Annotated in this window: 15 protein-coding genes and 2 tRNA genes; 10 read left to right on the top strand and 7 right to left on the bottom strand. The window is 68.8% G+C overall.

The window, feature by feature from the left end:
* Window positions 1-12: 12 nt before the first annotated feature.
* The gene (locus AC3WRV_RS10325; RefSeq protein ID WP_492313166.1) at window positions 13-816 is read left to right on the top strand and encodes a TrmH family RNA methyltransferase; all 804 of its coding nucleotides are present in this window, start codon (window positions 13-15) and stop codon (window positions 814-816) included.
* Window positions 817-1,098: 282 nt separating this feature from the next.
* Entirely contained in the window at window positions 1,099-1,749 is a 651-nt protein-coding gene (locus tag AC3WRV_RS10320) for a hypothetical protein (RefSeq protein ID WP_492313165.1), read from the top strand.
* Between the two features lie 11 nt (window positions 1,750-1,760).
* On the opposite strand, the gene AC3WRV_RS10315 is transcribed toward AC3WRV_RS10320, so the two are convergent.
* Window positions 1,761-1,834, bottom strand: a tRNA-Cys gene (locus tag AC3WRV_RS10315).
* A gap of 115 nt (window positions 1,835-1,949) precedes the next feature.
* On the opposite strand from AC3WRV_RS10315, the gene AC3WRV_RS10310 reads away from it, so the two are divergent.
* The 5 genes from AC3WRV_RS10310 to AC3WRV_RS10290 all read left to right on the top strand — a co-directional run bounded on the left by AC3WRV_RS10310 (window position 1,950) and on the right by AC3WRV_RS10290 (window position 8,696).
* Window positions 1,950-2,579 (top strand): protein-L-isoaspartate O-methyltransferase family protein, encoded by a 630-nt coding sequence (locus tag AC3WRV_RS10310; RefSeq protein ID WP_291838353.1) that lies wholly within the window; start codon window positions 1,950-1,952, stop codon window positions 2,577-2,579.
* 129 nt (window positions 2,580-2,708) lie between these two features.
* Window positions 2,709-4,193, top strand: coding sequence for a TolC family outer membrane protein (locus AC3WRV_RS10305; RefSeq protein ID WP_492313164.1), 1,485 nt, complete (start codon window positions 2,709-2,711; stop codon window positions 4,191-4,193).
* A 259-nt stretch (window positions 4,194-4,452) separates the two neighbouring features.
* Window positions 4,453-5,100, top strand: coding sequence for a DUF2497 domain-containing protein (locus AC3WRV_RS10300; RefSeq protein ID WP_291838347.1), 648 nt, complete (start codon window positions 4,453-4,455; stop codon window positions 5,098-5,100).
* 135 nt (window positions 5,101-5,235) lie between these two features.
* The gene (locus tag AC3WRV_RS10295) at window positions 5,236-7,965 is read left to right on the top strand and encodes a valine--tRNA ligase (RefSeq protein WP_492313605.1); all 2,730 of its coding nucleotides are present in this window, start codon (window positions 5,236-5,238) and stop codon (window positions 7,963-7,965) included.
* Complete coding sequence (locus AC3WRV_RS10290; RefSeq protein WP_492313163.1) at window positions 7,962-8,696, top strand: TlyA family RNA methyltransferase; 735 nt, start codon at window positions 7,962-7,964, stop codon at window positions 8,694-8,696. The genes AC3WRV_RS10295 and AC3WRV_RS10290 overlap by 4 nt, the downstream gene beginning before the upstream one ends.
* A gap of 214 nt (window positions 8,697-8,910) precedes the next feature.
* Here AC3WRV_RS10290 and AC3WRV_RS10285 read toward each other — a convergent pair whose 3' ends face one another.
* The gene (locus AC3WRV_RS10285) at window positions 8,911-9,564 is read right to left on the bottom strand and encodes a glycine zipper 2TM domain-containing protein (RefSeq protein WP_492313162.1); all 654 of its coding nucleotides are present in this window, start codon (window positions 9,562-9,564) and stop codon (window positions 8,911-8,913) included.
* A 158-nt stretch (window positions 9,565-9,722) separates the two neighbouring features.
* On the opposite strand from AC3WRV_RS10285, the gene AC3WRV_RS10280 reads away from it, so the two are divergent.
* Complete coding sequence (locus AC3WRV_RS10280; RefSeq protein ID WP_492313161.1) at window positions 9,723-10,967, top strand: class I SAM-dependent RNA methyltransferase; 1,245 nt, start codon at window positions 9,723-9,725, stop codon at window positions 10,965-10,967.
* Here AC3WRV_RS10280 and AC3WRV_RS10275 read toward each other — a convergent pair.
* Together AC3WRV_RS10275 and AC3WRV_RS10270 are read right to left on the bottom strand one after the other, a co-directional pair.
* A complete protein-coding gene (locus AC3WRV_RS10275) occupies window positions 10,903-11,586 on the bottom strand; it encodes a DUF2306 domain-containing protein (RefSeq protein WP_492313160.1) in 684 nt (227 codons plus the stop codon). The two genes, AC3WRV_RS10280 and AC3WRV_RS10275, sit on opposite strands and share 65 nt — an antisense overlap.
* Window positions 11,586-12,353, bottom strand: a complete 768-nt coding sequence (locus AC3WRV_RS10270) for a MipA/OmpV family protein (protein ID WP_492313159.1) — start codon at window positions 12,351-12,353, stop codon at window positions 11,586-11,588. The genes AC3WRV_RS10275 and AC3WRV_RS10270 overlap by 1 nt, the downstream gene beginning before the upstream one ends.
* Before the next feature lie 254 nt (window positions 12,354-12,607).
* On the opposite strand from AC3WRV_RS10270, the gene AC3WRV_RS10265 reads away from it, so the two are divergent.
* The gene (locus AC3WRV_RS10265; protein WP_492313158.1) at window positions 12,608-13,411 is read left to right on the top strand and encodes a LytTR family DNA-binding domain-containing protein; all 804 of its coding nucleotides are present in this window, start codon (window positions 12,608-12,610) and stop codon (window positions 13,409-13,411) included.
* 30 nt (window positions 13,412-13,441) lie between these two features.
* Here AC3WRV_RS10265 and AC3WRV_RS10260 read toward each other — a convergent pair whose 3' ends face one another.
* The gene (locus AC3WRV_RS10260; protein ID WP_492313157.1) at window positions 13,442-14,515 is read right to left on the bottom strand and encodes a PA0069 family radical SAM protein; all 1,074 of its coding nucleotides are present in this window, start codon (window positions 14,513-14,515) and stop codon (window positions 13,442-13,444) included.
* Between the two features lie 252 nt (window positions 14,516-14,767).
* On the opposite strand from AC3WRV_RS10260, the gene AC3WRV_RS10255 reads away from it, so the two are divergent.
* Window positions 14,768-15,226, top strand: coding sequence for a hypothetical protein (locus AC3WRV_RS10255; protein WP_492313156.1), 459 nt, complete (start codon window positions 14,768-14,770; stop codon window positions 15,224-15,226).
* A gap of 100 nt (window positions 15,227-15,326) precedes the next feature.
* Here the strand turns inward: AC3WRV_RS10255 and AC3WRV_RS10250 are convergent.
* A tRNA-Leu gene (locus tag AC3WRV_RS10250) sits at window positions 15,327-15,411 on the bottom strand.
* 92 nt (window positions 15,412-15,503) lie between these two features.
* Window positions 15,504-17,078 carry an amino acid permease gene (locus AC3WRV_RS10245; protein WP_492313155.1) on the bottom strand — a complete coding sequence of 525 codons (1,575 nt, stop codon included), beginning with the start codon at window positions 17,076-17,078 and terminating at the stop codon, window positions 15,504-15,506.
* Window positions 17,079-17,248: the final 170 nt, after the last annotated feature.

The following is a 17,248-nucleotide window of genomic DNA, read 5'->3' as shown; positions in this document are numbered from 1 at the left end:
AAAAGTCGGAACTTGGAAATCATCCGCATCGATAACCCTGAAGACCCCCGCATCGCGGGCTTCCGCGACATCCGCGAACGGGACCTGACCGGGCGTCAGGGCCTGTTCGTTGCGGAGGGGGAGGTGGTGCTGCGCGTCCTGACCTCGGCCCATGCCCTGTGCCGCCCCCACGCGGTGCTGCTGGCCGAGACGCGGGTCGAGGGACTGGCCGACGCCCTGGCCGGCCTGGCGGACGGCGTGCCGGTCTATTCGGTCGGGCAGGGGGTGCTGGACGCCATCGCGGGCTTCCCCCTGCACCGGGGCATCCTGGCCCTGGGCGAGAAGCCGCCCACCGCCGCGCTGGACAGTCTGCTGGAGGCCATGGGGCCGGACGCGCTGGTCGTGCTGGCCTCCGGGATCGGCAACCACGACAACATGGGCGGGATCTTCCGCAACGCAGCGGCCTTCGGCGCCGATGCGGTACTGCTGGACGCCCGCTGCTGCGATCCCTTCTACCGCAAGGCCATCCGGGTCTCGGTCGGGGCGGTCCTGCGCACGCCGATGGCCACGGGGCAGGATCCCGTCGCGGCGGTCGAGGCGCTGAAAGCCGCCGGCTTCCGCGTGCTGGCCATGACCCCCGCCGCGACGACAACGCTGGACGTCGCCCCGGTCGGGGGACGGGTCGCGATCGTTCTGGGGCAGGAGGGGCCTGGACTGGACGAGACGGTGATCGCGCGCTGCGAACCGGTGGGGATTCGCATGTCGGGCGGCTTCGATTCCCTGAATGTCGCCGTCGCTGGGGGCATCGCCCTGCATCATTTCGCGCGACACACGTAAAATGATCACCAAATCGCGATTAACGCTTTGTACACCTTGATGAACCGTCCGAGCTGTGTCGCTGTGGCCGGGTCCGGGGGAGTGGAAAAATGTTGGGCGGAATCTTCGTCTTCGTGCATCGCAACGCGCGGGTCGGCATCGTGGTCGCCATCGCGGCGGCGGCGGTGGGCGCGGCCACGGCCATCGGCTGGATGACTGCGCCCGTCTAGGGCTCGCGTAACGCAGGTATTCCCGCGCGGCGCCCCATGCTACGCATCGCACTCGTCAAGATGGAGGGGTGAGATGCGTTCAACCGCAATTGCGGGCCTCGCGGGGCTCATGCTGCTTTCGGGCTGCGGCTCATTGGCTGACGGCGTGGATCATGACGCGAGCCGGAAGGCGTCGCTGGCTCCGCCGGAGATCCACGTCACGCCGTGCTCGACCGTCGAACTGGTCAACTTCCCGTCCGATGCGGCCGGGGCCGCCAGGGCCGCGCTGGAGGCCGCCTGCGCCGTCCGCCGATCGCAGGCCTTCGCCGCCGGAGCGGCCGCGCGGGACTGGCTGCCGGGTTGCTCGATCCTTCCGTTGCCGAACCGGCGCTGGGTGAGCGGCGCCTCGGTCAGGGACGCGATGGCGGACGCGGGCGCGCGCTTTCAGCTGGTCTATGAAAATCCGGGAGCCGTGGCGTCCACCAGCGTGGGGGCCCAGCGCATGCGGATCCGTCCGGAACGATTCGAAGGCTGGCTCAGCGGCGATCCCGAGCGGCGGGCGGCGCTGGTGAACACCCTGGTGCACGAGACCACCCACCTGATTTCCGAACCCGGACGGCCCGGCCGGTTCCGCTATACGGATCGCGGACACGGTTCGTGGTGGTGTCCGGACAGGGATCTGGTGAGCTACGGCCTCGGCGACCTGGCCGCGCGAACGTGGCGGGCGATGGCGTCGGAAGGCTGAAAAACTCGCGATGGAGGCCTGAGCCGGAATCGAACCGGCGTACACGGATTTGCAGTCCGCTGCGTAACCACTCCGCCATCAGGCCGTAGAGCCTTGGTGACCAAGCCATCCATCGCGAGGCGGGTTCGCTATCAGATCGGATTGTCCGCCGCAACGCACAGACCTATAAGCGCGCCAGATTTCAGCAGGATTCCCCCAAGATGGATTTCGCCGCCGCACGCAAGGTCATGGTCGACAGCCAGGTCCGGGTGAACGATGTCACCGACCGCGCCCTGCAGGCGGCGCTTCTGGCCGTCCCGCGCGAGCGCTTCGTGCCCGCCGACCGCGCCTTCTCCGCCTATGCGGAGATCGAGCCGGAAATCGCGGGCGGCCGCCGCCTGATGTTGGCGCGGGACCTGTCCAAGCTGCTGATGGCCCTGGGCGGCAAGGAGGGCGAGCGCGCCCTCAGCATCGCGGGCCCCTACGCCGCCGCCGTGCTGGCCCGGATGGGCCTGAACGCCACGGCCCAGGAATCGGACGCCGCCGTGTTCGACGTGGTCGGCTCGGCCCTGGCTGACGAGGGCGTCGCCGCCGTCGTCGCGCCCCTGTCGGCCCCGGCGGGCGAGGGTTACGACGTCATCGTGTCCGAGGCCGCCGTGCCCGGTCGCCCCGAGGCCTGGCTGAAAGCCCTGTCCGTCGGCGGGCGTCTGGCCGTGGTCGAGCGCACGGGGCCGGGCGGCAAGGCCGTGCTCTACATGCGTGGCGAACAGGGCATATCGCGCCGGGAACTGTTCGATGCGGCGCCGCCGGTGCTTGCGGAATTGACGCCCGAACCCACTTTCGCGCTCTGATCCTTCCCCTCCGACGGAGGGGCTGGGCTTTGCGCGTGAAAAAAACTTAACTGGCGCGGGACTAAACCGTCCCGCATCAGGCCTTGGGATACGAAGGGCGCGCATCCCCCGCGCCAGGCAGGAACCATCATGCTGAAACGTTCGCGTGCGCTCGCCTCGGTCGCCGTCATCGCTGTGATCACCGGCATGGGCGCTCCCGCCTGGGCCGAGACCCTGCAGGAAGCGATTGCGCTGGCCTATCGCACCAATCCGCAACTGCTGGCCCAGCGGGCCAATCAGCGGGCGCTCGACGAATCGATCGTCCAGGCCCGGGCCGGCCTGCGCCCGACCCTGGATGTGACCATCGGCGCCAACTACACGCGCGACTACGGCGACGGCCCCCTGGTCAATCCGGACAGCGACAGCGCCTCGGCCAGCATCGGCGTCGGCCAGACCCTGTGGAGCGCCGGCCGCATCGGCCACGGCATCACCGCCGCCGAAGCCAACATCCTGGCCGGCCGCGAAAACCTGCGCGACATCGAACAGAATGTCCTGGCGCTGGTCATCCAGTCCTACGCCGACGTGATCCGCGACACCGAGATCCTCGCCATCCGCGAAGCCAACCTGAACGTCCTCCAGCGCCAACTGGAAGAAGCCAGCGCCCGCTTCGAGGTCGGTGAGATCACCCGCACCGACGTCGCCCAATCCGAAGCCCGCTTGGCCCAGTCGGAGGCCGATCTGGCCAACGCCCGCGCCCAGCTGTCGGTGTCGCGCGCCGCCTACGCCGCCGTCGTCGGCCAGTCGCCGGGCGATCTGGCCCCCATGCCGGTCCTGCCGGGCGTTCCGACCGACTTCGACAACGCCCTGGACGTGGCCCTGGTCGACAATCCGGGCATCCGCGCGGCCACGTATTCGCTGCGCGCCGCCGAAGCCAACGTCGCCGCCGCCAAGGCCGAATACCTGCCGTCGCTGCGCGCCACCGCCAGCTATGGCGGGTCGAACAACGACTTCGACCGCTTCGGCGACATCGCCGACAACACCCGCCTGACCGCCGGCGCGACCCTGTCGGTGCCGCTGTTCACCGGCGGCCTGAACTCGTCGCGCGTCGCCCAGGCGCTGGAACGCGCCAACGCCGCCCAGATCGCCGTCGAGGGCGAGGGCCGCAGCACCCTGCAATCGGTCAGCTCGGCCTACGCCCAGTCGATCTCTGCCCGCGCCACCCTGCAGGCCGGTCAGGAAGCCGTCCGCGCCGCCACGGTGGCCGCCGAGGGCGTGCGCCAAGAGGCCCAGGTCGGCCTGCGCACCACCCTGGACGTGCTGAACCAGGAGCTGGAGCTGCGCAACGCCGAGGTGACTCTGGCCAGCTCGCGCCGCAATGAATACGTGGCCCAGGCCAATCTGCTGGCCGCCATGGGCCGCCTGGAGGGCCAGGACCTGGATCCGACAATCACGGTCTACGACCCGGCCGCCAACTATCAGCGCGTGCGCAACCGCGGCGCCCTGCCGTGGGATGCGGCGATCGAAAGCTTCGACCGCCTGGCCGCCCCGGCGATCGTTCCGGCCACGGACGCCGAGGACGCGCCGATTGACACCCAGCTGAAGTCCGAGGTCGTTCGGACCGCGCCGCGCAACTGATCCTCAGACCATTTTTGTTTCAGGTCGTCCCGACCCGAAGCCAAAAAATGGTCCCGCATCGACTGGCGCGAAATCTGAGCTGAGCCCTAGGGCGTCCAGCTCGGCCGATTTCGCTCCGGAGCTCGCGCCGCAGGGGAAAAACGCCCGTTGATTCCGACGGGCGTAGATGCGACGACAGCCCTGCGGAGGGGGAAACCGCTCCGCAGGCCCAGCCATTTCGATCAGTCCGCCCGCCTGAGTGGGCGTCCGGGATTTCGCCATGACCGACCAGACCGCCCAGGAACCGACGATGGAGGAAATCCTGGCGTCGATCCGCCGGATCATCTCCGAGGACGACGCGCCGGCTGAAACCGCGCCGGTCGCCGCCGCGCCGGAGCCTGAACCGGCTCCCGAGCCCGAACCGGAACCCGCGCCGTCGCCCGCCCTGATGGATGAGACCCCGTCGGTGCAGGAGCCCGAGGCGTCGGAAGAAGACGTGCTGGAGCTGACCGACACCTACGAAGCCCCGGCCGCCGAGAGCATCGGCGACCTGGACCTGTCGCCCGCCGAGCCCGAACCCTTCCCGGCCGAGCCGGTCAGCGAGTCGGTCTTCGCCCCGCCCGCCGAAGTTCACACGCCGGAGCAACCTTCCGTGCCGACCAACAACTACGACTCCCTCGTCGGCGACAGCGCCGCCGCCAGCGCCGCCTCGGCCTTCGCCGGCCTGGCCGCCAGCTTCCAGAAGCCGGCCGCCGCTCCGGCCGCCTCGGGCCCGGACCTGACCTTCGCCAGCGGCTCGACCGTCGAGGCCATGGTCGCCGAGATGCTGCGCCCGCTGCTCAAGGACTGGCTCGACGCCAACCTGCCGGGCATCGTGGAGGAACAGGTACGCAAGGAAGTCGAACGCATCGCCCGCTCGGCCGGCTAGCTTCACCTGCGCACCGATCTTCACTAGATCACGACAGGGCGGCTCCCGGCGGAGCCGCCCTTTTCCGTTTCCGCTCCGCCCTTGAATAGCGACACGCCGCGCGTGTCGCGGTAGGGCAAAAGAATGACCTCCCCCATGCTCGACAAGACCTTCGACCCGAAATCCGCCGAACCCCGCCTGTATGCGATGTGGGAGGACAGCGGCCTGTTCGCGCCCCGCGCCGCCACCGCCACCGACGGCGCGGCCGACGCCTATTCGATCGTCATTCCGCCGCCGAACGTGACGGGGTCGCTGCACATCGGCCACGCGCTGAACAACACCCTGCAGGACATCCTGGCCCGCTATCACCGGATGCAGGGCAAGGCCGTCCTGTGGCTGCCCGGCACCGACCACGCGGGCATCGCCACCCAGATGGTGGTCGAGCGCCAGCTGGCCGCAGCCGGCAACGTCGGGCGCCGCGAGATGGGCCGCGAGGCCTTCGTCGACAAGGTCTGGGAATGGAAGGCCGAGTCGGGCGGGACCATCGTCGGCCAGCTACGCCGTCTGGGCGCCAGCTGCGACTGGTCGCGCGAGCGCTTCACCCTGGATGAGGGCCTGAACGCCGCCGTCCGCAAGGTCTTCGTCCAGCTGCACAAGGACGGCCTGATCTATCGCGACAAGCGGCTGGTGAACTGGGATCCGCATTTCCAGACCGCCATCTCCGACCTCGAGGTCGAGCAGAAGGAGGTCGACGGCGCCTACTGGCATTTCGCCTATCCGCTGGCGGACGGTGTCACCTACGAGCATCCGATCGCCTTCGACGAGGACGGCAAGGCGACGGAGTACGAGACCCGCGACTACATCGTCGTCGCCACGACCCGGCCGGAGACCATGCTGGGCGACACCGGCGTCGCCGTGCACCCAAAGGACGAGCGCTACGCCGGTCTGGTCGGCAAGGTCGTGACCCTGCCCATCGTCGGCCGCCGCATTCCCATCGTCGCTGATGAGTATGCCGACCCGACCAAGGGCTCGGGCGCGGTGAAGATCACCCCGGCGCACGACTTCAACGACTTCCAGGTCGGCAAGCGGGCGGGCCTGCCGTCGCTGAACATCCTGGACGCCTACGCCCGCGTCACCGCCGCCGACACACCGGACGTCCCCGCCGAATACGATGGCATGGACCGCTTCGCCGCGCGCAAGGCCATCGTCGCCCGCGCCGAGGAAGAGGGCTGGCTCAAGGAGATCGAGAAGACCAGGCACATGGTCCCGCACGGGGACCGGTCCGGCGTCGTCATCGAGCCTTGGCTGACGGACCAGTGGTACGTCGACGCCCACACCCTGGCCCAGCCGGCCATCAAGGCCGTCGAGACCGGTGCGACGGTGTTCGAGCCAAAGAGCTACGAGAAAATCTACTTTGAATGGCTGCGCAACATCGAGCCGTGGTGCATCTCGCGCCAGCTCTGGTGGGGCCACCGCATCCCGGCCTGGTACGACGCCGACGGCAATATCTATGTCGCCGAGACCGAGGAAGACGCCATCGCCCAGGCCGGCGGCAAGCCGCTGACCCAGGACGAGGACGTTCTGGACACCTGGTTCTCCTCGGCCCTGTGGCCCTTCTCGACCATGGGCTGGCCCGAGAAGACCGAGGACCTCGAGCGCTTCTATCCGACCAGCGACCTCGTCACCGCCGCCGACATCATTTTCTTCTGGGTCGCCAGGATGATGATGATGGGACTTCACTTCATGGATGAAGTTCCGTTCAAGCGGGTCATCATCAATGGCCTGGTCCGCGACGAGAAGGGCCAGAAGATGAGCAAGTCGAAGGGGAACGTCATCGACCCCCTCGGCATCATCGACGAGCTGGGCGCCGACCCGCTGCGCTTCACCATGGCCATTCTGTCGGGCACACGCGACATCAAGTTGTCGAAGCAACGCATTGAAGGCTATCGGAACTTCGGCACCAAACTGTGGAACGCCGCCCGCTTCGCCCAGATGAACGAGGCGCGTCGCGTCGCGGGCTTCGACCCGGCGAGCGTCGAGCAGACCATAAACCTCTGGGTCCGGGACGAGTTGACCAAGGCCGAGCGCCAAATCTCCAGCGCCATCGAGGCGGGCCGTTTCGACGACGCCGCCTCGGCCCTGTACCGCTTCGTCTGGAACGTCTTCTGCGACTGGTATCTGGAGCTGGCCAAGCCGGTCTTCCAGGGCTCCGACGACGCGGCCAAGGCCGAGACCCGCGCCATGACGGCCTGGACCCTGGACCAGACCCTCAAGCTCATGCACCCGGTCACGCCCTTCATCACCGAAGAACTGTGGGACAAGCTGGCTGAGGAAGGCGCGCCCCGTAGCGAACCGACCCTGATCGGCGCCGCCTGGCCGGCGTTGCCCGACAGCTATCTCGACATGGAGGCCAGCGCCGACATCAGCTGGCTCATCCGCACGGTCTCGGAGATCCGCTCCAGCCGCGCCGAGATCGGCGTGCCGCCGGGGGCCAGGCTGACGCTGGCGCTCTACAACCCGACCGCCGACATCAAGGCGCTGTTCGACAAGCACGGCGAACTGATCCAGTCGCTGGCCCGCCTGGAGGCCATCGAGCAGGTCGGCGAACAGCCGCCTGGCTCCATCACCCTGCTGGTCGGCGGCGCCTCCGCCTTCATGCCCCTCAAGGGATTGGTGGACCTGGACGCCGAGCGCGCGCGCCTGACCAAGGAGATCGCCGCCTTCGAGAGCGACATCGGGCATGTGAACAAGAAGCTGGGCAACCCCAACTTCATCGCCCGCGCCGCGCCGGAAGTCGTCGAGGAACAGCGCGAGAAGCTGGCCGAGGCCGAGGCCGGTCGGGCCAAGCAGGCCGCCGCCCTGGCGCGTCTGGACGGGGTGGGGTGAGCAAGGTCAGGCTCGATCAGCTCCTCGTCGCCCGCGGCCTGGCCGAAAGCCGGGCGCGGGCGAAGGCGGCCATCGAAGCCGGCGGCGTCACGATCGACGGTCGGCCCGCCCGGGCCGCCTCGCAGACGGTGTCGGACGACGCTGAGCTCACCTTCATGGAGGCCCATCGTTTCGTCGGCCGGGCCGCGCTGAAGCTGGATCACGCCCTGACCCTGTGGCCGGTGACCGTCGAAGGGCGGACGGTGCTGGACGTGGGCGCCTCGACCGGCGGCTTCACCGAAGTCTGCCTCGAACGCGGCGCGACGCGGGTCTACGCCGTCGATGTGGGGCAGGGGCAGTTGCACCCACGCCTCGCCGCCGACCCGCGCGTGATCGATCTGGAGAAGACCGACGCGCGCGACCTGACGCCGGATCTGATCCCCCATGCGCCCGGCCTGATCGTCTGCGACGCCAGCTTCATCGGCCTGGCCAAGGTTCTGCCCGTCGCCCTGGCTCTCGCCGCGCCGGGCGCCGACCTGGTCACCCTGGTGAAGCCCCAGTTCGAAATGGACAGCCGCGCCGACATCGGCCGGGGCGGCGTCGTCAAGGACGCGGAGGCCCGTCAGGCCGCTCTGGAACGCGTCTCCGGTTGGGTGGAAACCCGCGGCTGGACGGTTCAAGCCACCGCCGAAAGCCCCATCACAGGCGGCGACGGCAACGTGGAATATCTTCTTTGGGCGAAACGCATCTAGCGAAGCGTTTCGAGCGCTATCGCTCGCGACGCGGTCGCTCGCTGCTTGAGCGCAAGTCTGCGCGAAGCCAGGCCGCGTCGGGTCGGGTCCCGCAGGGCCGACGGTCCGCGGCCCTCCAGAAATGGAAAAGCCCCCGGTGGATTTCTCCACCGGGGGCCTCCGTCACATCGCCGATCGACAGGGGGGCTGATAAGTAACCGGCGACGCGATCTCGTCAGTAGCCGTTGCAGACCTCTTCGTACCGGGTCACCAGGCGACCATTCCAGTCGCGGCTCTGGGTCGACACGGTGCGGCAGCCGTAACGGTCGCTGCGGTAGTCCGACCGGTCGTCATAGCGGTAGCGGTCGTCGTACCGGTCATCATAGCGGCGGTCGTCGTACCGGTCCTGATAGCGGTTGTCGTACCGGCTGTCGTAACGGCCGTAGCCGTCGTCGCCGTACGAGTATCCGCGGCTGTCCTGGTATCGGTCGCAGTCACGCGCGGAGTCGTTGCCGATCGCGCCGCCGACGACCGCCCCAAGCACGCCGCCCAGGATGCTGCCCTCGGTGCGGCGGCCCCGCGCGGCCAGTTGCGAACCGGCCACCGCGCCGACGCCCGCGCCGATGGTGGCGCCCGCGCCGCGGCGCTGGTTGCGGTCGCTGCGGCAGTATTCGGCGCTGTCGTAGCGCGACGAATAGCGGTCCGGCTGGCCGTAATAGCTGTCGTTGTAACGGTCGTACTGCTGGCCGTAGCCGCCGTACGAGCCGTAACGGTCGGCGCCCTGATAGCTGTAGGCCTGGGCCGACGCCGTGGCGGGGGCCAGCAGCAGACCGGCGGTCGCGGCGATAACGGCGGCGCTGGCGGCCTTGCTGGTGAAAGATGCGAACATCGGCTTCATCCTGAATGACGGTTCAAACCTGAATGCCGAACGGATCGGCTCCCTGTCTGTTGCATCGGTTATGAAGCTTCGAAGCTGAACGGCCTTTGATCGCGGCGTTCATCTTCGTTCATGTTTCGCTCGGGGGGCGTTCCCTCTAGAAGCGTCCGATGACGGAAACACTGACTATCGCGCGCGTGGGCGGGCAGGGGGACGGGATCGCCGAGACGGCGGCCGGGCCCGTTTTCGCCCCTCTGACCCTGCCGGGCGAGACCGTGCGCGGCGTGGTCCGCGAGGGGCGGCTGGAAGAGGTCGAGATCGTCGCCCCGAGCCCCGACCGGATCGCCCCGGTCTCGCCGCAGTACGGCGACTGCGGCGGCTGTTCGCTGCAGCACTGGGCGGCGGAACCCTATCTGGACTGGAAACGCGAGCAGGTCCGGCTGGCCTTGGCCCGCGAGCGGATCGAGATCGCGGTTGAGCCGACGGTGGCCATCGCCCCCGGCACGCGCCGCAGACTGGCCCTGCACGCCCGGCGCGGACCGGACGGACAGGCCATACTCGGTTTCAAGGCGCGCAAGAGCTGGCGGCTGGTCGAGATCGCCGCCTGCCCGGTGGCCGATCCCCGGCTGGTCGCGGCCCTGCCGGCGCTGGCGCGGGTCGCCGACGCCTTCCTGGAACATCCCAAGTCCGCGCCGACCCTGCACGTCACCCTGACGCTGGACGGGCTGGACGTAGACGTGACGGGGGTCGAGCGCCGTTCGGGCGGACTGTCACGCGACGCCCAGATGCGAGCCATCGCGGCGTCGAACGCCGCCGACCTTGCCCGTCTCAGCCTCGCGGGCGAAACCCTGGTCATGGCGCGCCAGCCCCATGTCCAGTTCGGCCCGGCCACCGTGCCCGTGCCGGCGGGCGGCTTCCTGCAGGCTGCACCGCCCGCCGAGGTCGCCATGGTCGAGCGCGCCGTCGCCGCCGTGAAGGGCGCCAAGAAGATCGCCGACCTTTTCTGCGGGGCCGGGACCTTCACCTTCCCCCTGGCCAAGGTCGCCCCGGTGCTGGCCGCCGACGGCTCCGCGCCCGGCATCGCCGCGCTCAAGGCCGGTTTCAAGACCGCCAAGGGCATCAAGCCGATCGAGGCGCAGGCCCGCGACCTGTTCCGCCGCCCCATGGCCCCCTATGATCTGCGCGGCTGCGACGCCATCGTGCTGGATCCGCCGCGCGCCGGGGCGCTGGAGCAGACCCAGCAGATCGCCCAGACCAAGGCGGCGACCGTCGTCTACGTCTCATGCAATCCGGTCACCTTCGCCCGCGACGCCCGTGTCCTGATCGACGCCGGGTTCCGGCTGGAGACGGTCACCCCGGTGGACCAGTTCCTGTGGTCGGCGCATGTGGAGCTGGTGGCGGTGTTCCGGCGCTAACGCGCATCGCCGCCGCCAGGATCAGGATTTCGCAGACCACCAGATTGGGCGCCCACGAACTCCAGGCCGTGACGACATAGGCGACGTCGAACGGGATGTCGGCCAGGCCGGTCAGGACCAGCAATTGAAGGCGCAGGCTGACGCCCGCCAGGGTCAGGGCGTAGCTGCGCATCATCCAGGTCCGGTGCTCGGCCCTGTTCCCGCTGATCGCGGCCAGCCCCCCCATCGTCGTGCACGACAGCCAGAACAGGGTCAGCAGCAGGAACCCGGCGATGCCGACGGGCCCGCCCAGGGCGAAGGGCAGGATCAGGGCGGCGCCGGTCGCGGACAGGACCACGGCGACGACATAGACGCCGCCCAGCAGCCGGTGCAACAGCGAGCGAACACGGCCGACCAGGCTGAACTGCAGCGCGCCGGCCAGCAGGGCGACCGCCGCCGCGCCGGCGTGCAGCAGGGTCGCCGTCAGCCGGCGCCGTTCCGGATCCCGCTCGCCGAAGAAGCCGTCATAGGCGTCCGGGCCAAGGAAGTAGACCACGGAGGCGCTCGCCGTCAGCAGAAGCAGGCCGCCTGCCAGAGCGCGGACGCTCCATTTCAACGCACCTCGAACGATCCCGGTCATCAGAAGCTGTAGCCGAAGCCGATCAGCGTCTGGACCTCGAAGTCGTCACGCAGGCCGGGGTTCTCGCGCGCGGACTCGCCCAGATAGGCGCCGCTGACCTGGGCGATGACGACGATGCGGTCCGTCACCGGCCACAGGATCGTCAGGTCGGCGCCGACATTCACGCCGCCCTCCCGAACCTCGAACACCGGCAGCGGCGTCGTGACGCCGTCCTCGATCATCTCGCGGCGCTGCTCGGCGCTGACGCCGTACATGTGGTTGGCGGTGGCCCGGTCCTGCCAGGCGAACTGAATCCCCGGCGTCAGCGTCACCCCGCCGACAGGAATGGTGACCTCGTAGCGCGCCGTCGCCTCGCCGCCCTCGAACTCGCCGGTGATGTCCCGGCGGTAGTCGATGGAGACGGTTCCGGCGGCGCCGGCGAACGAGGCGCGGACGCCGACGTCGGCTGTGACCTGCTCGCGATTCTCGCCCGGCAGGGCGCGCGCGGCGACGAAGGCGTCGACCGAGAACCCGTGATCGCCGTCAGACCCAGGCCTCCAGGTCGCGCCCGCCTCCAGCCCATCGACATAGAAGGCGCCGCGCCGGGCCACGAGGATCGGGATCGGGAAGACCGAGACGCCTTCCCCCTCGAATGGGGAGCGGTAGGCCAGGGCGCCGGCGCCGAGCACCAGCCGATCTTCGTCAGAGGCGTGGGCGAGGGCGAGGGCGGGGGACAGGCTGAACGCCGCGACCAGGGCGGCGGCGGCAAGGCGGTGTACGGAAGGCATGGCGATCTCCAGGAGCCCGCCCCGACCATCGCGTCGGGCGTCTCGGCTCCGGGTCCGGCCTTTGGGTCCAGGCCTCGCCACGGGACAACAGCGGTTTCGTGAAGACGGCCCGCCGTGTCGTGAAACCGCCGCCGACGCATTCGCGCTTCGTGAAACCGCCGCCCCTTCGCCTTGTCCGTCGCCCGGACCGGCGCTAACCCGGAGCGGCGGGCTGCGGAGGGGAGGGCGGATTGCGGGGACGGGATCTGGATATCGTGACCTTCTGGGCGGCCGACGACCGGCGGACGCTGGTGCGGAGTCTCGCCTTCCTGGCCGCCCCCATCCTCATCCTGACGCTGCTGGAGCCGTTCGACAGCGGCGGCCTGCCGTTCGCCCTGCGGTTGGCCTACTGGACCGTCCTGCTCGGCGCGCTCGGTCTGGCCTTTCCGCTGGCGGTCCGGCTGGTCCGGCGGCTGGCGCGGGCCCACGCGGTTTCGGCGCTCGTCATCCTCGGCGCCGCCTGCGCCGTGGCGGCCCTTCCGCTATGGGCGCTGGTCGAAGGACTGGACTGGGTCCTGGCCGCCGTCATCGCCCCGCTGTTCGGACGCTCCGACGTGGCCGAGGCGCCCTTCGTCGGCGGGTTTCTCACCCTGACGGCGACCTATGTCTCCGTCTGCCTGGTGACGGCCCTGATCGTCGGCGGGATCAGCCTGCTGCAGCTGGCCGCCAGCCGCCGGGCGGAACCGGTGAAGGCCGTGGCCGAACCGGGCGTGCGCTTCCTCTCGCGTCTGCCGGCCGGCGTCGCGGGCGAGTTGGTCTGCATCCGCATGGAGGACCACTATCTGCGCGTCACCACGCGCAACGGCGAGGCCCTGATCCTGATGCGGATGCGCGACGCGCTCGGCGAACTGAAGGACTATCCGGGCCTCCAGGTGCACCGCTCCTGGTGGGTCGCCGCCGATGCGGTCGTCCGCCTGGCGCGCAGCGGGCGCCGGCTGGAGGTGGTTCTGAAGAACGGAACGCGGGCGCCGGTCTCGTCCACCCATCGCGGGCAGGTGGAAGGATTCGTGTTCGGCTGAGGCGGGCCACCGCTCTGTGAGCGTGCTGGATCAGGCCGCGTCGAACAGGTCGCCCTGCTTGCGGGCGCTGGCGGGAACACGGAAACGGCTTTCGTCCAGCAGCGGACGCGGGCCGTCCAGGCCGTAGCGTTTGACAGCCGCGCGGAAGCGGGTCCCGATCAGTTCGGCCACCGGACCCGAGCCCTTCATGCGCTGCGACCAGTCGGGGTCATAGTCCCTGCCGCCCCGGGTCTGGCGGACCAGAGACATGACCCGCGCCGCCCGGTCCGGCCGGGCGTCCGCCAGCCATTCGCGGAACAGATCCTTGATCTCCAGCGGCAGGCGCAGGGTCACATACATGGCGCTGGTCGCCCCGGCCTTGGCCGCCGCTTCCAGGATGGATTCAAGCTCGTGGTCGTTGAGCCCCGGGATCACCGGGGCGAAGCCGACGCCCACCGGCACGCCCGCCTCGGCGAGCCGCGAGACGGCCTCCAGCCGTTTGGCAGGGGTTGAGGCGCGCGGCTCCATCGCGCGCGCCAGCTTGCGGTCAAGCGTGGTGATGGAGACGAAGGCCGAAGCCAGCCCGTCGCGCCCCATCGGCCCCAGGATGTCCACGTCGCGCGTGATCAGCACCGACTTGGTGATAATGCTGAACGGATGCCTGAACCTCTGCAGGACCTCGAGAATCGACCGCGTCGACTTCAGCTCGCGCTCGACGGGCTGATAGGGGTCGGTGTTACCGCCTATGTGGATGCGCCTGCAGACGTATCGCGGCTTGCAGAGCTCCTGTTCCAGCAGGTCCGCTGCGCCGGGCTTGAAGAAGAGCCGGCTCTCGAAATCCAGGCCCGGGGATAGGCCCATCCAGGCATGGGACGGACGGGCGTAGCAGTAGATACAGCCATGTTCGCAGCCCTTGTAGGGGTTGATGGACCGGTCGAAACCGACGTCCGGACTGGTGTTGCGCGCGATGATCGTCCGGGCCGTCTCGGGCGTCAGGGTGGTGCGCAGCGGCGCCGCCTCCGCGTCCTGATCGGTCCATCCGTCATCGAAGGCCTCGACCGTTTCCGGTTCGTAGCGCCCGGTCGCGTTCGACCTCGCACCTCGCCCCTTCGCAATCTCGACCATGGACGGACGGTACCGCAGAATAAGAACAAATCAAGAACAATATGAAATCAGCCGACTGGCCTAACAATGTTGTGCGTATCGCAACCTTGGGTGATGATGCCGCTCGCCGGTTGGCGAGCCCGCATTGAGGGCGACCGGATCACGGTCGGCGACGCCGGCAGGAGAGACGCGGCTATGGAAGACAGCGTGCGCACAGCCTTGCGGTTCGGGACGTCGGCGGGGAGCGTGGAAGAGCGTTTCCAGACGGCGGGAATGACCACCTATCCGAAGTCGCTCCGGGCCCTGATGGACGTCCTCAGTCCGGAGACCCTGACCTTCCGCAGCGACATGGACCTGAACGACGTCGCGATCTCCTCGACCCTGACGGTTCACAGCAATGGAGAATACGTCTGGGACGGCCGGGCCGACGACAGCGGGACCCTCCTGGGCGACGTCTACAGCCTGTCGGTCAGCCTCACCCAGGCCAGCCCCGACAACCTGACCTTCGCGCTCGTCCAGAACGGCGAACTGGACGCCGGCAAGCATGAGAACTGGCATCAGTTCGGCAACAGCCGATGGCTCTCGGACCATTGGGATCTGGTGGTGGTGTCCAACGCGCGCTGGCGGCTCTCGCAGCGGACGGAGATCGGAACCCTGATCAACCTGATCTTCGGCAACGGCAGCGTCCAGCCCGCGCCCACGGGCGAGAGCACCTGGCCGAACTGGGACTGAGCCGGCCTGAAGCAGCGAGGGACCGCGTGCCGAGCGATAGGCCAGGAATATCGGCCTCAAGCAGCGAGGGACCGCGTCCCGAGCGTTAGGCCGACAAGGATGGTGCGGATGAGAGGACTCGAACCTCCACGCCTCTCGGCGCCAGAACCTAAATCTGGTGCGTCTACCAGTTCCGCCACATCCGCATAGGTAGGCTGAAGCCTCTAGGCGAGACCGCCGCAAAGGAAAAGGCCCGGGATCGCTCCCGGGCCTTCGTCTTGTGGTCTTCCGCCGGCGATCAGGTCGTGCCCGGCGGCGGCGGGATATCGGCGTCCTGCTCGTGGACCTCGGTATGGCCCTTGCGCATGTGGCTCTTGCGGATGCCGTACAGGAAGTAGATCACCAGGCCGATGCCGCCCCAGATCGGCAGCACCATCTTGGCGTCGTGCGGCAGGTTCCAGAACAGGAAGGCGCAGCCGGCGGCCGAGATCGGCGCGATGATCCACACCAGCGGCGTTTTGAACGGACGGTGACGGTTCGGCTCCTTCACGCGCAGGATCAGCACCGCCAGCGACACCATGAAGAAGGCGAACAGGGTGCCCGAGTTCGAGATGTCCGCCAGCTGGCCGACCGGGAACAGGGCGCCGGCGATGGCGACCGCGATACCGGTGAACAGGGTGACGATGTAGGGCGTCTTCCACTTCGGGTGAACCTTGGCGAAGCTCTCCGGCAGCAGGCCGTCGCGCGCCATCACGAAGAAGATGCGGGTCTGGCCGTAGATCATCATCAGGATGACCGAAGGCAGGGCCAGCATGGCGGCGATGCCCAGGGCGTTGCCGACGGCCGGGAAGTTGATCTCGCGCAGGACGTGGGCCAGGGCCTCGTTCGAGCAGACCAGCTGGCTGGAGTTCTGGGCCAGGGCGCAGGCGGCGGTGAAGGCGGGCGAGCCCGGCTGGACGGCATGACCGTCGGCGCCGAGCACCGGTTGGGCGCCGATGGCGCCGACCGCGCCGGCCGCGACCAGCAGATAGAAGATGGTGCAGATGGCCAGCGAGCCGATCAGGCCGATGGGCACGTTGCGCTGCGGGTTCTTGGTCTCTTCGGCGGCGGTCGAGACCGCGTCGAAGCCGACGTAGGCGAAGAAGATCGACGCCGCGGCGCCGACGATGCCCATGCCCGTGGTGCCTGCCGGTCCGAACCAGCCGTTCGGCGCGAAGGGCTGGAAGTTGCCGGATTTGATGACCGGCAGGGTCAGCACGATGAAGGCGGTCAGGGCGGCGACCTTGATGGCCACCAGGATGGCGTTGACGCGGGCGCTTTCCGTGGTGCCGATCATCAGCAGCAGGGTCACGGCCAGGGCGACGACGATCGCCGGCACGTTGATGAGCCCCGCCGAGAAGTCCGGCGTCGGGATGAAGCCGTTCATCGTCCAGACGGGACCGGCCTGAAGTTTGTCAGGCCAGTCGAAGTGGAGCGCGTTCTCGATCAACCCCAGCACATAGCCGGACCACCCGACCGACACGGCGGATGCGGCCACCGCATACTCCAGGATCAGCGCCCAGCCGACCGTCCAGGCCAGCAGTTCGCCCATCACGGCGTAGGTATAGGTGTAGGCCGAGCCCGAAACCGGGGCCATGGCGGCCAGTTCCGAGTAACAGAGCGCGGCGACGGCGCAGACGGCGCCGGCGATGATGAAGCTGTACATCATGCCCGGGCCGGCCTTCTGCGAGGCGGCCGCGGTGAGTACGAAGATCCCGGTGCCGATGATCGCGCCGACCCCCAACAGGGTCAGTTGAACCGGGCCGAGCGACCGATGAAGCGACTTCTTCTCGGCCGTGGCCAGAATCGCGTCGAGCGATTTAACGCGCCACATAAGATTACCCCTCCGACTTATTTAGCAGCCCTCTCGCTGCTTTGGCGCGGACGCTAGCGGGGTGAAGGGCCAGTGGCAACGCGGTTTCCGAAGCGTGAACCTGTCGCGACGCTTTGATGACCTGCCTCGTTGCCGCTAGACCGCAGCTTTCTTGGCGCGCTCCTCGCGCA

The organism is Brevundimonas sp. EU05-FHT14B11 (assembly GCF_058790835.1).
This window is presented reverse-complemented; position numbering and strand designations above follow the sequence as displayed.

Coding starts and splice junctions, on each gene's coding strand:
- AC3WRV_RS10270 (WP_492313159.1), bottom strand. CDS start 12,353: ATGCCTTCCGTACACCGCCTTGCCGCCGCCGCCCTGGTCGCGGCGTTC.
- AC3WRV_RS10245 (WP_492313155.1), bottom strand. CDS start 17,078: ATGTGGCGCGTTAAATCGCTCGACGCGATTCTGGCCACGGCCGAGAAG.
- AC3WRV_RS10295 (WP_492313605.1), top strand. CDS start 5,236: ATGCTCGACAAGACCTTCGACCCGAAATCCGCCGAACCCCGCCTGTAT.
- AC3WRV_RS10320 (WP_492313165.1), top strand. CDS start 1,099: ATGCGTTCAACCGCAATTGCGGGCCTCGCGGGGCTCATGCTGCTTTCG.
- AC3WRV_RS10280 (WP_492313161.1), top strand. CDS start 9,723: ATGACGGAAACACTGACTATCGCGCGCGTGGGCGGGCAGGGGGACGGG.
- AC3WRV_RS10260 (WP_492313157.1), bottom strand. CDS start 14,515: ATGGTCGAGATTGCGAAGGGGCGAGGTGCGAGGTCGAACGCGACCGGG.
- AC3WRV_RS10310 (WP_291838353.1), top strand. CDS start 1,950: ATGGATTTCGCCGCCGCACGCAAGGTCATGGTCGACAGCCAGGTCCGG.
- AC3WRV_RS10305 (WP_492313164.1), top strand. CDS start 2,709: ATGCTGAAACGTTCGCGTGCGCTCGCCTCGGTCGCCGTCATCGCTGTG.
- AC3WRV_RS10285 (WP_492313162.1), bottom strand. CDS start 9,564: ATGTTCGCATCTTTCACCAGCAAGGCCGCCAGCGCCGCCGTTATCGCC.
- AC3WRV_RS10255 (WP_492313156.1), top strand. CDS start 14,768: ATGACCACCTATCCGAAGTCGCTCCGGGCCCTGATGGACGTCCTCAGT.
- AC3WRV_RS10300 (WP_291838347.1), top strand. CDS start 4,453: ATGACCGACCAGACCGCCCAGGAACCGACGATGGAGGAAATCCTGGCG.
- AC3WRV_RS10275 (WP_492313160.1), bottom strand. CDS start 11,586: ATGACCGGGATCGTTCGAGGTGCGTTGAAATGGAGCGTCCGCGCTCTG.